The following is a 14,625-nucleotide window of genomic DNA, read 5'->3' on the forward strand; positions in this document are numbered from 1 at the left end:
GTCACTCCTTCCCTGAAAACAGTTGCCTCCGGCGGCGGATGTCGGCCCGCCGACGCGTGAAGAATTCGCTGATAACATGGCTGCACTGATCCACCAGAACACCTCCGACAGACTCAACACGCCAGTTGAGATGTGGCTCGTTCAGTGTTTGCCGAGCCGACACCACGGCACCCGCCTTCGGTTCCGCCGCACCGTACACCAAACGACTGATGCGGCTGTGCACAATGGCGCCCACACACATAGTGCACGGCTCAAGGGTGACGTAAAGCGTGGCACCCGGCAACCGGTAATTGCCCGCACGTCTTGCCGCGTCCCGCAGGGCGCGTATTTCAGCATGAGCGGTGGGGTCGCATCCACTGATCGGTGCATTATAGCCAGCTCCGATTTCCCGTCCATCCAGCACGACCACTGCACCAACTGGCACCTCACCAGCGGCTCCGGCCTGACGGGCCAGCTGCAGCGCACGCTTCATCCAGGAATAATCATCATCAGTGCCAGCCATAATGCCTGCCCGGTCACACCCCTCTGTTCGTCACGTCAGCGCTCGACAAAACGGGGTATGCAACCTATTAAAACAAAAGATTTATTGAGGGATGATTAAAGGGTGCAGCAACAATATCTGAGGCGGCATAATTTGTACCATCATCAACCAGGCGACATATTACCAAAGTTGGAAACGAGTGCGCGAATACCTGAATTCGCGTCTATTCAGCAGATTTCATCATTGCCTGGCATTCAGTTTAGAGTAAAAGCACGCCAACCCGGAACTTTCATTACCTCACAATGTCCACAGCATCGTGACGTACGATTACAATAAAGGTCTTCCCGAATGACAGGAGTCGTTCTCATGAGCCTACCTGCATCCCTGACAGCTGCAGTCGTCGTTCTACTCGGCACCACGCAAGCCTCCCTTGCGCAAAACAATTCGCAATCTTCACTACCCGAAGGTGCCGGCAAAGCATTGGTCGAGAACGCCTGCACAGCCTGCCATGGCGTCTCCACCATCAAACGCTCAGCTGGTTACAGCTCACCTGAAGAGTGGCGACGGGTTTTCTCCACCATGATTGACCTGCAAGATGAGCAGGCCACCAGGGTCGCCAATTATCTGGCCCAACACTTTCCGGAAGACCCCGGCAGGCGACCAACTCTGGTTCCGGGAAATGTCGACATTGAGATTACTGAATGGACAACACCTACCCTTGGGCAACGCACTCGGGACCCGATTGAAGCACCAGACGGCTCTATCTGGTGGACAGGTATGTGGGCGAGCCTGGTTGGAAAACTGAACCCGAATACTGGCGAAATGAAAGAATACAATTTACCGCCATCAGCCCGGCCACACTCCATTGTCCCTGATGAGGATGGCAACATCTGGTACACCGGAAACAGCAACGCCACTATCGGGAAGCTGAATCCGGACACCGGCAATATCACTGAATATGAAACGCAGGCCAAAGACCCTCACTCTGCCGTGTTTCATCCCAACGGCAACCTGTATTTCACGGCTCAGCACGCGGCCATGCTGGGCCGACTGGATCCTGAAACCGGTGTATTGAAGGAAGTTAACACTGAAGCCAGGCCCTATGGAATCAAGGTAGATTCCAACGGCACCGTTTGGATTGCCTAGATTGGCACGAACAAGATTGGCGCCATGAACCCGAACACTATGGAGGTTCGTTATTACAACCTGCCGGATAAACGAACCCGAGTACGTCGACTTGACCTGGATAGCCAAGGCAACGTTTGGTACGTCAATTCAACGAGGGGAAAAATCGGCCGACTGAACCCGGATACCGGCGCAATCACCGAATGGGATTCCCCCAGCGGCACGGACTCTCATCCTTACGCATTGGCCGTCATCGACGACATTATCTGGTACAACGAATCGGGCATGCGACCTGATGCAATCGTCAGATTCGACCCGAAAGCCGAGACCTTTCAAAGCTGGGCCATTCCCTCGGGAGTTGGGATCATTCGCAATGTTTGGGTGACTGAAGAAGAAAACCTGCTAATCCATCAAAGCAGCACCAATCAGGTCGGGTTGGTCAGAATTAACTGACCAACCCGACCAGCATACCGGTCACTCCCACTCGATGGTTGCCGGCGGCTTGGAGGAAACGTCGTAGGTTACCCGGGAGACACCTTCAATTTCATTGATGATGCGATTGGATACCGTTTCCAGCAGATCGTACGGCAGGTGTGCCCAACGGGCGGTCATGAAATCGATGGTTTCCACTGCGCGCAATGCCACCACGTATTCATAGCGTCGGGCATCACCTACCACTCCAACCGATTTGACGGGCAGGAAGACCGCAAATGCCTGGCTGGTTTTGTGGTAAAAGTCAGCACGGTGCAACTCTTCCAGGAAAATAGCATCAGCCCGACGGAGGATTTCGGCGTATTCCTTCTTCACTTCACCCAGAATCCGCACGCCCAGGCCGGGCCCGGGGAATGGGTGGCGATACACCATGTCGTAAGGCAGTCCAAGCTCCAGGCCAATACGGCGAACCTCGTCCTTGAACAGTTCCCGCAGCGGCTCCACCAGCTTCATTTTCATGGTTTCCGGCAGACCACCCACATTATGGTGGGATTTAATAACATGGGCTTTACCGGTCTTGGAGGCTGCGGATTCAATGACATCCGGGTAGATGGTGCCTTGGGCCAGCCAGTTCACATCGCGGATGTTGGCGGCTTCTTCGTCGAACACATCAATGAAGGTGTTGCCAATGATCTTGCGCTTCTGCTCAGGATCATCAACACCCTTGAGCTTGGACAGGAACAGGTCTTCGGCATCAACGCGAATAACCTTCACACCCATGTTGCTGGCGAACATATCCATCACCTGATCGCCTTCGTTCAGGCGTAACAGGCCGTTGTCCACGAACACACAGGTCAACTGGTCGCCGATGGCTTTGTGAAGCAGCGCAGCGGTAACGGAAGAATCCACACCACCAGACAGACCCAGAAGCACCTTGCCACTGCCCACCTGGTTACGGATCTGTTCCACCGCATCGTCAACAATCTTGGCTGGCGTCCACAGAGCCTCGCACTGGCAGATGTTGAGAATGAAGTGCTCCAGGATGCGCTTGCCCTGCAGGGTATGGGTCACTTCCGGGTGGAACTGGACGCCGTAGAGGTTACGCGACGTATCCTGCATGGCCGAAATCGGCGCACTCTCCGTTGATGCCAGCAGTTCGAAGCCCTCCGGCATCACCACAACCTTGTCGCCATGGCTCATCCACACGTCCAGCAAAGATTCGCCGGTTGCCGTGAGATGGTCTGTAATATCTTTCAGCAAAGGCCCCTTGGCCCGCACTTTGACCTGGGCATAGCCAAATTCCCGCTTCTCGGAACTGGCAACACGACCGCCCAGCTGCTCGGCCATGGTCTGCATGCCATAACAAATGCCCAGAACCGGAATCCCTTTTTCGAACAGGCCTTCCGGCGCACGAGGGCCACCCAGTTGAGTCACGGACTCGGGGCCGCCCGCGAGAATGATACCTTTGGGATTGAACTCTTTCAGTTCCTCATCGGTAATATCAAAGGCCTTGATCTCACAATAGACCCCAATTTCCCGAACGCGGCGCGCGATGAGCTGGGTGTACTGGGAACCGAAATCGAGAATCAGAATACGGTGGTCGTGGATGTTATGGGCCATGAAATCCTCGGAGCAGAAAGAAAAAACGCGGCTCACTGGGTGAGCCGCGCCCGAATCGACAGTGGTCAGCCGATACGGTAGTTAGGGGCTTCTTTGGTGATGGTCACGTCGTGGACGTGACTCTCACGCATGCCCGCATTGGTGATGCGGACGAACTCAGGCTTGGTGCGCATTTCTTCCATGGTGGCACTGCCGGTATAACCCATGGAAGCCCGCAGGCCGCCCATCAACTGGTGCACAATGTTCCGCATCGGGCCCTTGCAGGCAACGCGGCCTTCAATGCCTTCCGGCACCAGCTTCTCAATGCCTTTACTGGCGTCCTGGAAGTAACGGTCACTGGACCCCTGCCCCATGGCTCCAATGGAACCCATGCCGCGGTAGGCTTTATAGCTACGGCCCTGATACAGCTCAACCTCGCCCGGGGCTTCGTCAGTACCGGCCAGCAGGCTGCCGATCATGACACTGTAGGCTCCGGCTGCAATGGCCTTGGAAATATCGCCAGAGAAGCGAACGCCACCATCCGCGATCACGGGCACACCACGGTCTTTCAAGGCGGCGGCCACATTGGACACTGCTGTGATCTGTGGCACGCCAATGCCGGCCACAATACGGGTCGTGCAGATGGAACCGGGACCGATACCTACCTTGACCGCGTCTGCACCAGCGTCGGCCAGATCGATTGCGGCATCAGACGTAGCAATGTTGCCGCCGATCACCTGAACTTCCGGGAAATGTTCTTTAATCCAGCGAACCCGGTCGAGCACGCCCTTGGAATGGCCATGGGCCGTATCCACTACGATCACGTCAACTCCGGCCTCAACCAGCGCGGCTACACGTGCATCTGTATCTGCACCGGTGCCAACGGCAGCGCCAGCTCGAAGACGGCCCTGCTCGTCCTTGCAAGCGAGCGGATAGTCCTTCGCCTTCTGGATATCCTTGACGGTAATCAGCCCGCGCAATTCAAAGTCGTCATTCACGACCAGGACTTTTTCAATGCGGTGACGATGCAACAGCTCTTTCACGTCGTCCAGGTTGGCACCCTCTTTCACCGTCACCAACTTGTCCTTGGCGGTCATGATTTCCGAGACAGGCGTGTCCAGGCGGCTTTCAAAGCGAATATCACGACCGGTGACGATACCAACGAGATCGACACCGTCCACCACCGGCAGCCCCGAAATGTTGTTGGCCATGGTGATGTCCACGAGTTCGCGAACCGTAGTGTCCGGCGTCACCGTGATAGGATCCTTAACGACGCCACTTTCGAACTTCTTGACCTTGCGGACGGCCGCGGCCTGCTGCTCAACAGACATGCTCTTGTGCATGATGCCGATGCCACCTTCCTGAGCCATGGAAATGGCCAGATCAGCTTCGGTCACGGTATCCATAGCCGCTGATACCAGCGGAATATTCAGGGTGATACCTTTGGTCAGCTGGGTTTGCAGGCTGACCTGGTGAGGAAGAACCTCTGAGCGTCCTGGAACGAGCAGTACATCGTCAAAGGTGAGGGCTTCTTCGGCAATTCGCAGCATTGGGATCCGCCTTTTGAACATGCTAGATTGGAGAATTCTGACACCACACCCCGCAGGCTGTGGCAGTACAAAATTCTTAATCGACCTATTATAAATGGGCCTTGGTTGACAGTAAACCGGGGCTGACTACCTATTGGGTTGCATCTTTTTGAATTTTCGCTATTTTTACTCTCCAATTTTCGGCTTTTGCGTATACAGCAACCCCACAGAAACGAAGGAGCACCCCCTTTGGACAGCGGTTTCCAGGATTCCCGGCCCCGAGCACTGAGTGTCAGCGAGCTCAATCACCAGGCCCGCCACCTGCTGGAAGCCAGCTTCATGCAGGTTTGGGTTGAGGGTGAATTGTCCGGATTCTCCCGCCCCTCTTCTGGCCATTGGTATTTTTCCCTGAAAGATCGCAAATGCCAGATCCGCTGCGCCATGTTCCGGGGCTTCAACCAGCGGGTGAAAGAAATTCCGAAGGAAGGCGAGCAGGTTCGCATCCGCGGCAAGGTAACGCTTTACGAGAACCGGGGCGATTTCCAGATCATTGTCGAGCATGTCGAGCCAGCGGGACTCGGCGCGTTGCAGCAGGCCTATGAGGAGCTCAAACGCAAGCTGCAGATGGAGGGTCTGTTCGATGCAGCCCGCAAAAAACCGCTGCCATCAACCCCTCGCCACATTGGGGTTGTGACATCGCCCACCGGCGCCGCCATTCACGATATCCTGACCGTACTTGCCAGACGATGCCCGGCCATTCCCGTCACCCTTTACCCCACCGCTGTCCAGGGGCAGGCAGCAACAGCTGACATTGTCCGTGCCATTGACCGGGCAGCCCGACACGGACTCGCCGATGTGCTGATTATTGGTCGCGGTGGTGGCTCACTGGAAGATCTTTGGTGTTTCAACGAGGAAGCCGTCGCCCGCGCCATAGCAGCATGCCCCCTGCCAACGGTCAGTGCGGTTGGCCACGAAGTGGACGTAACCATTGCCGACTTTGTCGCCGACCTGCGGGCACCCACACCGTCCGCCGCTGCGGAAAAAATATCACCCGATCAGCAGGACTGGCTGCGACAGCTCAAGGAACGGGAACATCGACTCGCCGGCGCCGCCAGCCGAGCCCTCAAACGCATGGGGACTCAGCTGGCGCATCTTTCCGCCAGGCTCAGGGATCCCCGGCGTGAACTGATGGAAAAAGCCCAGCGCATGGACGACCTCGACCTGCGGCTGGGCAAGGCCATGCGTCAACGCATGGAGCGGGAAAAGGTACGCGCTGAGCACCTTGGCCAGCGCCTGAGAATGCAGTCTCCCGCAAAACGGCTCGACGACAACCGCAGGAGCGTCAGCCAGCTGTCCGAACGACTGACCCGCTTGGCTCGCCAGTCCGTCGTCCAACGCCAGGAGCGCCTTGAGCATCTGGCTCAAACACTGAATGTGGTCAGCCCGCTGGCGACGCTGGGGCGGGGGTACGCCATCGTCCAGCAGGAAAACGGGGATATAGTTCGCCAGGCCAGTGAACTCGCGCCCGGCGACAGGATCACCGCCCGTGTTGCCAGCGGCCACGTTGAAGCGAACGTGACCGCGGTCAATTCAGGAAACCAATAACTTTCAAAAAGACAGAAACTTAGCCTATGGTCTAGTAGTCCTATACCTCAAAGCGCCTAAAGTTGTGGGTATTACAAAACACAACAACAACAGTGATGCGAGGTGGATGTTATGGACTACCACTCCGAGTTCAGGCAATCAATCGACCAGCCTGACGCCTTCTGGCGCGAGAAAGCGTCTGCCATTGACTGGATGGAGCCCCCGAAAACCATCTGGCAGCCCACCGATAACGGACATGGGGAGTGGTTTCCCGATGGCGTCCTTAACACCTCCGACATAGCACTGGATGCCAACATCCGGGCCGGGCGCGGCGAACAGAAAGCCCTGATTTACGATTCTCCGGTCACCGGCACCACCCGCTCATACACCTACAATGAGCTCACCCGTGAGGTGGCAACCTTCGCCGGTGCCCTCCAGGACAGAGGCATCACCAAGGGTGACCGGGTGATTCTCTACATGCCCATGATTCCGGAAGCCGTCATTGCCATGCTGGGATGCGCCCGGATTGGCGCCATTCATTCCCTGGTCTTTGGCGGTTTCGCATCCAATGAACTGGCGGTGCGCATCGATGATGCCAAGCCCAAGGCCGTCATCACAGCCTCCTGCGGCATCGAAGTCAGCAAGGTCATCGAATACAAGCCCTTGGTGGACAAAGCCATCGATCAGGCGGACCACAAGCCCGAGTGTTGCATTGTGTTTCAGCGCCCGCAGGCTCAGGCCACGCTTCAGGAAGGTCGCGATTTCGACTGGGGTGAAATGGTTAGCCGGGCCCGGGCGGTAGACCCGGTGCCTGTCAGGGCCACCGACCCGCTTTATATCCTCTACACGTCCGGAACCACCGGTAAACCCAAGGGCGTTGTGCGCGACAACGGCGGCCATGCCGTCGCTCTTCGCTACAGCATGCACCTGGTTTACGACGCCAGCCCGGGAGATGTCTACTGGGCCGCATCGGACGTTGGCTGGGTGGTCGGGCACAGCTATATCGTCTATGCCCCCTTGTTTGCAGGCTGCACCACCATCCTTTACGAGGGCAAGCCGGTCAAAACTCCGGATGCCGGCGCCTTCTGGCGCGTGGTCCAGGACCACGGCGTGAATCTGCTGTTCACGGCACCGACCGCCTTCCGGGCGGTCCGCAAGGAAGACCCTGAGGCTGATCAGCTGTCCCGCTACGACATCAGTTCCCTGAAGCGCCTCTTCCTGGCCGGCGAACGACTGGACCCACCCACCTACGAATGGCTGAAGGAACATACCCGCCTGCCAATACTGGACCATTGGTGGCAAACCGAAACCGGCTGGGCAATCTGCTGCAACCCGGTGGGCATCGAGATGATGACGACGAAACCCGGCTCCGCCACGCTTCCGTCCCCCGGATTCAACGTTCAGGTGGTGGACATGGAGGGCCATCAGGTGCCCGCCGGCGAACAGGGCCAGATTGCCGTTAAGCTGCCATTGCCTCCGGGCTGCATGTCCACGGTCTGGGGTGACGACGCCCGATTCCGTAACACTTATCTTGCCCCCATCGAAGGTTTCTACAGTTCCGGTGATGGAGGATTTGTTGATGAAGACGGCTATGTGTTCGTGATGGGGAGAACGGACGACGTTATCAACGTCGCGGGCCACCGGTTGTCCACCGGAGAGATGGAGGAAGTGGTGGCGGCCCACCCGGCCATCGCGGAATGCTGCGTGGTCGGTGCTCACGACGACATGAGAGGCCAGGTGCCCGTGGGGCTCGTACTGATCAAGGACGGCGCAACCATCGACCACGACGAACTTGAAGAAGAGCTGGTTGAGATGGTGCGCGAAAAAATCGGCGCTATTGCCTGCTTCCGCAAGGCGCTGGTCGTGGAACGACTCCCCAAAACCCGGTCCGGCAAGATCCTGCGCCGGGTAATCCGACAAATCGCCGATGGTGAGGACTACGCAGTGCCAAGCACGATTGACGACCCCGCCATACTGGAAGAAATCAGCGAGCAGTTCAAAAGCTGACCACGAGACGCTGTCACCAATCGGAATCTGCGCCACAACGGTGCATCCGTTTGGTGACGATTTTATGACAACTTGTTGTTTTTGCGGATTAAAAAACTTAAATAAAGTGCTAAAAAAAGCGTTGACGCCCTCCCATCTCGGTCTATACTGAAATTGCTGTGAAAATACAGCGGTATTTGGTGAATGCGTTTCAACGTCCTGCCGCAGTGCTCTTCGTTGCCCCTTTCCTCAGTACTTTCTGAATTTTTACAGCGCCGGTATTCCGACTGGATACCGATGGTCCCGTGAGGGCAAAATTTCAGAAATACAGGAAAGATCAATGTCAGATACAAAAACAGGCCACGTAAAGTGGTTTAACGAGTCCAAGGGCTTCGGCTTTATCGCCCAGGACGGTGGCAGTGACGTTTTCGTTCACTATAGTGCAATCAACGCGAGCGGTTTCCGCACCCTGACCGAAGGTCAACAGGTGCAGTTTACCGTGACTCAGGGTCCGAAAGGTCCCCAGGCGGAAAACGTAACCCCAGTCTGAGGTTACGCGACCCCGCCCTATGCCCCTCACGGGCACAGGGAATCCGAAAAAGCCGGCATTCGCCGGCTTTTTCTTTTTCAGGCATCCGCTTCCGCCGACGCCTTATTGGTGACCCCATCCCGACGACCAGCTTCGACCACCTGGGAAACCGCTGAAAACAGCGCCTGCAAGGTAGCCGACGTGGTATCCTCGGCCAGAGCGGCCGCACTGCAGTGATGTCCATCCACCGTCACACGGATACAGGCCAGTGCATTGGCGTTGGTGCCCTCACCCAATGCAAATTCATCGTAGGCTTCTACCGCCAGGGTTACGCCGTATTCCGCCTCCAACGCCGCTGACACTGCCTCGACCGCTCCGAGGCCATGACCTTTGAGTATGATCGGGTCGCTTTCAGCGCCAATACTCACAACGGCATTCACGCCTTCATCATCCCGGTGAAGGTCATAGGATCTCAACTCCCAGGCTTGGGCCACCTTCAGGTAACGATCTTCGAACAACCGATGAATCGTCAGTGAGTCAATCTCTCCGCCGTTGGTTTCGGCCTCTCGCTGCACCAGCTTACTGAACTCGATCTGCAACCACCGTGGCAGGCTGATGTTGTAATCACGCTCCAGGACATAAGCCACACCACCTTTGCCAGACTGGCTGTTGATGCGAACCACTTCCTCATAACGGCGACCGAGGTCGTGAGGATCGATGGGCAGATACGCCACATGCCAGCTTTCGCCTTCGGTGCGGCGGGCCAGGCATTTACGGATGGCATCCTGGTGGCTACCCGAGAAGGCTGTAAACACAAGCTCACCGGCATAGGGGTGGCGGGGATGGGTGGAAATCTCGGTACAGGCTTCAACCACATCGGTAATCTCAGCCATTCCAGACAGGTCCAGCGTCGGATCCACGCCCTGTGAGTAAAGATTCATCGCCATGGTGACCAGGTCCATGTTGCCGGTACGCTCACCATTGCCCATCAGCGTGCCTTCCACCCGGTCAGCGCCGGCCATCACCGCCAGCTCCGCCGCCGCTACGGCACAGCCACGGTCGTTGTGGGTGTGGACGCTGATACTGATGTGCTCGCGATACCGAACGTGATCGCAGATCCACTCGATCTGATCGGCAAATACATTGGGGGTCGCCATTTCCACGGTGGCTGGCAGGTTGATCACCACCGGCTGGCCCTGATCCGGGCGCCAGACGTCGTTTACTGCATCGATCACGTCCGCGGCGTATTCCAGTTCCGTTCCGGTAAAGCTCTCCGGCGAATACTGGAAAGTCCATTCGGTCTCCGGGTACTTGGCGGCGTTGGCCTTGACGATGCGGGCACCATTGACCGCAATATCTTTCACGCCTTCGCGGTCCATGCCGAAGACCTGCTCCCGCTGAACCGTCGACGTCGAGTTGTACACATGTACGATAGCCTTGCGAGCCCCCTTAAGGGCATCGTAGGTGCGCTCAATCAGCTCCGGCCGCGCCTGGGTCAGCACCTGAATGTGCACATCATCGGGAATGCGATCTTCTTCAATAAGTTTGCGACAAAAATCAAAATCCGGTTGGCTCGCTGCAGGAAAGCCAATCTCGATTTCCTTGAACCCCAGCTTTACCAGCAAATCAAACATCCGCTGCTTCTGCGCTACCGACATCGGCTTTACCAGTGCCTGGTTGCCATCCCGCAGATCCACCGCACAAAAACGGGGAGCGGTGGTGATGACTTTGTCAGGCCAGCGACGAACGGTTTTCGCCACCGGCGTAAACGCAACGTATTTACGATGATCAAATGCCATTGGGGTGATTCCTTGCTGTTCTCACGGGGAATTCATTGATTGTGTATCAGGATAACGCGTCACACGGGGAAAATGATTGCTTTTTCTCCCTTAAGAAACCCAGAATAGACACAATATTCCAGGATACTCACTGAAGGTGCAATTTTATGTCAACTTCCGACAAGTCGCTTGTTAAAATCGACAGGATTGACCGTCATATCCTCGAACAGTTGCAACAGAATGGCTCGCTGACAAACCAGGAGCTGGCAGACAAAGTCGGTCTTTCACCCTCCCCTTGCCTGCGACGGGTCCGCGCACTGGAGGACGCCGGGATCATAGTTCGGCAGGTAACAATCCTTGATCACAAAAAGCTGGGACTGTCCCTTACGGCGATCATACTCATCGGCATGGACCGGCACACCCCCGAACGCTTTGCCACGTTCGAGCGGCAGGTGGGTGAATACCCCGAAGTTCAGGAATGCTACCTGATTACCGGCCAGGACGCCGATTACATGCTCAAGGTGGTAGTGCCCGACATGGATCATTATCACCACTTTCTGCTAAATCGCATCACCCGCATCCAGGGCGTCAGTGGTGTGCATTCCAGCTTTGTGCTGAGGCGGGTTATTGACAGCACGGCCCTGCCTCTGGGGTATCTGTCCTGACTCGCTAGCGAATGAGCTCAGCCAGATAGGCCCGGGCCATGCATTTGAGCTCACTCACCATCGAACGGGCCTGATCGTCCGGCAGGGTCGCCGCAAGCCTGAGAACGGTTCCGGCCGAGCGGGGCAACATCAGGCTCGCCGTCCACCGACGGTCTTCCGGAATGCGGGGGCAGACGTCCCGCAAGCGGTTATCCAGGTCGCGGGCATGGCTGTAGAGCTCACGGATATCCAGGTCCCGCAATTCGGGCATCGATTCCACCCCGCTCCAGATCACGGAATAGGCAGGTTCGGTCCGATAAAACTCATAGAACAGGTCAATCAGAACGTCTACGGCATCCACCAGCTCCAGAGTCTGGAGCCGCTCCCGCAACGCCGTCTCCATGCGCTCAACATGCCCTTCAGCAATCGCCTTTACGATGGCCGCCTTGTTGGGAAAGTAACGATAGAGGGAGGCGAGTGACATGCCGGACTGACGGGCAATGGCAGACATACTGGTGGCATCGACACCCACCTCGTGGAAAATCGCTGCCGCATGGCTGAGAATGCTATTCACGCGCTCGCGGCTTCTGGCCTGAACAGGCTGACGGCGAGGCGTGATATCTACGGTTTCTTCGGTCATATCTCCTGCTTCAGTCGCGGTTATACGGTAAAGCATAGCTGCCCGTTACATGGGCGACCAGTTTCTCCTCGTTTCCCTGCCCGGATAGCAACCGCACCTCGCAAAAAGCAAGTCGGCGCCCCATCCGCAGAACCCTCGCCTCCCCTATCAGGTCGTCCGGTGCCGGCTTATGCAGGAAATTGATCGACAGGTTGCTGGTCACCGCCATCTCAACCTGACCAATGGCGGCCATCACTGCCGCGTACATGGACGCATCCGCCAGGGCCATCTGCACCGGGCCAGACAGTGTGCCGCCGGGGCGAATCAGGCGTTCGGAAAACACCAGGCGGGTGCGGGCGAACCCATCTTCCCGCGCTTCGTCGACGGTAAATCCGATATCCTCGGCCATAGGCACACCGGCCCTGATAACGGCCTCGACTTCAGTTGCGGTCAGTGTCATTCGCAGCTCTCCCAATGTCCATCTGTACCTCGTGGTAATCGCTCCGTACAATAGCGAGCACGACAGGATAAATAAAGAACCCCTTCTCAACTGCTTACGGATAACACAATGCGAGCAAGCCGCTACCTGATTGCCACCCAAAAAGAAACGCCTGCCGATGCCGAGATCATCAGCCATCAAATGATGCTCCGGGCAGGAATGATCCGAAAACTGGCCTCCGGCCTCTACTCCTGGCTGCCAATGGGATTGAGGGTGCTTCGCAAGGTTGAACGCATCGTGCGCGAGGAAATGGACAAGAGTGGCGCACAGGAAGTGCTGATGCCCGCGGTACAGCCGGCGGAGCTGTGGCAGGAATCCGGGCGCTGGGAACAGTATGGCGGTGAACTACTGCGGATGAACGACCGCCATGGTCGCGACTTCTGCTTCGGGCCCACCCACGAGGAGGTCATCACCGATCTGATCCGCAACGAGCTGAAAAGCTACAAGGAATTGCCCGCGAACTTCTACCAGATCCAGACCAAGTTCCGCGATGAACGACGTCCCCGGTTCGGCGTGATGCGTGCGCGGGAATTCATCATGAAGGACGCTTACTCGTTCCATGTGAATGCGGAATCATTGAACGACACGTATCAGGTCATGCATCGCACCTACTGCGCCATCTTTGATCGACTGGGCCTGGATTACCGCCCCGTCGAGGCGGATTCAGGCGCTATCGGCGGAAGCGCGTCCCACGAGTTCCATGTACTGGCCTCATCCGGTGAAGACGCCATTGTGTTCAGCACCGACAGCGACTATGCCGCCAACATTGAGAAAGCCGAAGCCGTTGCGCCTGCCGGAGACCGCTCATCGCCTTCCGAAGAAATGGCGGAGGTGGCCACACCAGAGCAACGGACCATAGAGGCCGTTGCCACATTCCTGAACGTAGACGCCAGTCGCTGCGCCAAGACCTTGCTGGTCAAGGCCGAAGAAGACGACAAAGGCCACAGTGGCCTGATTGCCCTGATTCTTCGGGGGGATCACACCCTTAATGAAATCAAGGCGGAAAACCTGCCCGATGTCGCTGAACCGCTGACCATGGCCACCGATGAGGAAATCGAACAGGTTGTCGGTTGCAAGGCCGGCTCCATCGGCCCCGTGAACCTGCCAGTGCCGGTCATTGTCGATCGCAGTGCAGCACACATGGTGGACTTTGTCTGCGGCGCCAACAAGGAAGGCCACCACCTGACCGGCGTAAACTGGGAACGCGATGTAGCCCTGAGCCGCGTGGAAGACCTGCGCGATGTGGTCGAGGGCGATCCCAGCCCAGACGGCAAGGGCACCCTGGAAATCCGGCGCGGTATTGAAGTTGGCCACATTTTCAAGCTGGGCAATAAATACAGCAAGGCCATGAACGCCACCGTACTGGATGAAAACGGCAAGAGCGCCATCCTGGAAATGGGCTGCTACGGTATCGGTGTCTCCCGGATTGTCGCCTCGTCCATTGAGCAGAACCATGACGACAAGGGCATCATCTGGCCCGACGCCATTGCTCCGTTTGAGGTGGCTATCGTGACACTGAACGGCCACAAATCCCCTTCGGTCATGGCTGCCGGGGAAAAGCTCTATGAGCAGCTTCGCCAGGCTGGTTTTGATGTCCTTCTGGATGACCGGAACGAACGTCCGGGCGTGAAGTTCGCGGATATGGAACTGATCGGCATTCCTCACCGGTTCGTGGTATCCGAGCGGGGCCTGACGGCAGAAACCCTGGAATACAAGGGCCGCCGTGACGAAGACAAGCAGGATATTCCACTCGCTGAGGCACTCCCCTTCCTGATTAGCGCCTCCCCCCGCAACGGCCTTTAACGGCCTTTAAGGCACCG

Annotated in this window: 13 protein-coding genes; 7 read left to right on the top strand and 6 right to left on the bottom strand. The window is 57.1% G+C overall.

What is annotated here, in order from left to right; translation table 11 throughout:
- Position 1: 1 nt before the first annotated feature.
- A complete protein-coding gene (gene tadA / locus JJO78_RS09700; protein WP_075196209.1) occupies positions 2-502 on the bottom strand; it encodes a tRNA adenosine(34) deaminase TadA in 501 nt (166 codons plus the stop codon).
- Positions 503-847: 345 nt separating this feature from the next.
- Between tadA and JJO78_RS09705 the strand changes: the two genes are divergently transcribed.
- Positions 848-1,627: a Vgb family protein gene (locus JJO78_RS09705; protein ID WP_273623506.1), complete on the top strand. Its 780-nt coding sequence runs from the start codon at positions 848-850 to the stop codon at positions 1,625-1,627.
- 24 nt (positions 1,628-1,651) lie between these two features.
- Positions 1,652-2,059 (top strand): Vgb family protein, encoded by a 408-nt coding sequence (locus JJO78_RS09710; protein ID WP_273623507.1) that lies wholly within the window; start codon positions 1,652-1,654, stop codon positions 2,057-2,059.
- Between the two features lie 21 nt (positions 2,060-2,080).
- Here the strand turns inward: JJO78_RS09710 and guaA are convergent, their stop codons facing one another.
- Both guaA and guaB read right to left on the bottom strand, forming a co-directional pair.
- Positions 2,081-3,658: a glutamine-hydrolyzing GMP synthase gene (gene guaA, locus JJO78_RS09715; RefSeq protein ID WP_036205338.1), complete on the bottom strand. Its 1,578-nt coding sequence runs from the start codon at positions 3,656-3,658 to the stop codon at positions 2,081-2,083.
- A gap of 65 nt (positions 3,659-3,723) precedes the next feature.
- Positions 3,724-5,187 carry an IMP dehydrogenase gene (gene guaB / locus JJO78_RS09720; RefSeq protein ID WP_007152454.1) on the bottom strand — a complete coding sequence of 488 codons (1,464 nt, stop codon included), beginning with the start codon at positions 5,185-5,187 and terminating at the stop codon, positions 3,724-3,726.
- 228 nt (positions 5,188-5,415) lie between these two features.
- Between guaB and xseA the strand changes: the two genes are divergently transcribed.
- The 3 genes from xseA to JJO78_RS09735 all read left to right on the top strand — a co-directional run bounded on the left by xseA (position 5,416) and on the right by JJO78_RS09735 (position 9,286).
- Positions 5,416-6,771 (top strand): exodeoxyribonuclease VII large subunit, encoded by a 1,356-nt coding sequence (gene xseA / locus JJO78_RS09725; RefSeq protein ID WP_091641318.1) that lies wholly within the window; start codon positions 5,416-5,418, stop codon positions 6,769-6,771.
- A gap of 111 nt (positions 6,772-6,882) precedes the next feature.
- Positions 6,883-8,757, top strand: coding sequence for a propionyl-CoA synthetase (locus JJO78_RS09730; protein WP_273623513.1), 1,875 nt, complete (start codon positions 6,883-6,885; stop codon positions 8,755-8,757).
- Positions 8,758-9,076: 319 nt separating this feature from the next.
- Positions 9,077-9,286, top strand: a complete 210-nt coding sequence (locus JJO78_RS09735) for a cold-shock protein (protein WP_008169155.1) — start codon at positions 9,077-9,079, stop codon at positions 9,284-9,286.
- Between the two features lie 77 nt (positions 9,287-9,363).
- Here JJO78_RS09735 and leuA read toward each other — a convergent pair whose 3' ends face one another.
- A complete protein-coding gene (gene leuA, locus JJO78_RS09740; protein WP_273623522.1) occupies positions 9,364-11,064 on the bottom strand; it encodes a 2-isopropylmalate synthase in 1,701 nt (566 codons plus the stop codon).
- 146 nt (positions 11,065-11,210) lie between these two features.
- On the opposite strand from leuA, the gene JJO78_RS09745 reads away from it, so the two are divergent.
- Entirely contained in the window at positions 11,211-11,708 is a 498-nt protein-coding gene (locus tag JJO78_RS09745; RefSeq protein ID WP_036205333.1) for an Lrp/AsnC family transcriptional regulator, read from the top strand.
- Between the two features lie 4 nt (positions 11,709-11,712).
- Here the strand turns inward: JJO78_RS09745 and JJO78_RS09750 are convergent, their stop codons facing one another.
- Complete coding sequence (locus JJO78_RS09750) at positions 11,713-12,327, bottom strand: TetR/AcrR family transcriptional regulator (RefSeq protein WP_036205332.1); 615 nt, start codon at positions 12,325-12,327, stop codon at positions 11,713-11,715.
- 10 nt (positions 12,328-12,337) lie between these two features.
- Positions 12,338-12,766, bottom strand: a complete 429-nt coding sequence (locus tag JJO78_RS09755; protein ID WP_036205331.1) for a PaaI family thioesterase — start codon at positions 12,764-12,766, stop codon at positions 12,338-12,340.
- A gap of 108 nt (positions 12,767-12,874) precedes the next feature.
- Between JJO78_RS09755 and JJO78_RS09760 the strand changes: the two genes are divergently transcribed.
- Positions 12,875-14,608 carry a proline--tRNA ligase gene (locus tag JJO78_RS09760; RefSeq protein WP_151982471.1) on the top strand — a complete coding sequence of 578 codons (1,734 nt, stop codon included), beginning with the start codon at positions 12,875-12,877 and terminating at the stop codon, positions 14,606-14,608.
- Positions 14,609-14,625 lie beyond the last annotated feature (17 nt).

The sequence above is a fragment of the Marinobacter sp. DS40M6 genome (assembly GCF_028581595.1).
GTDB lineage: Bacteria > Pseudomonadota > Gammaproteobacteria > Pseudomonadales > Oleiphilaceae > Marinobacter > Marinobacter salarius.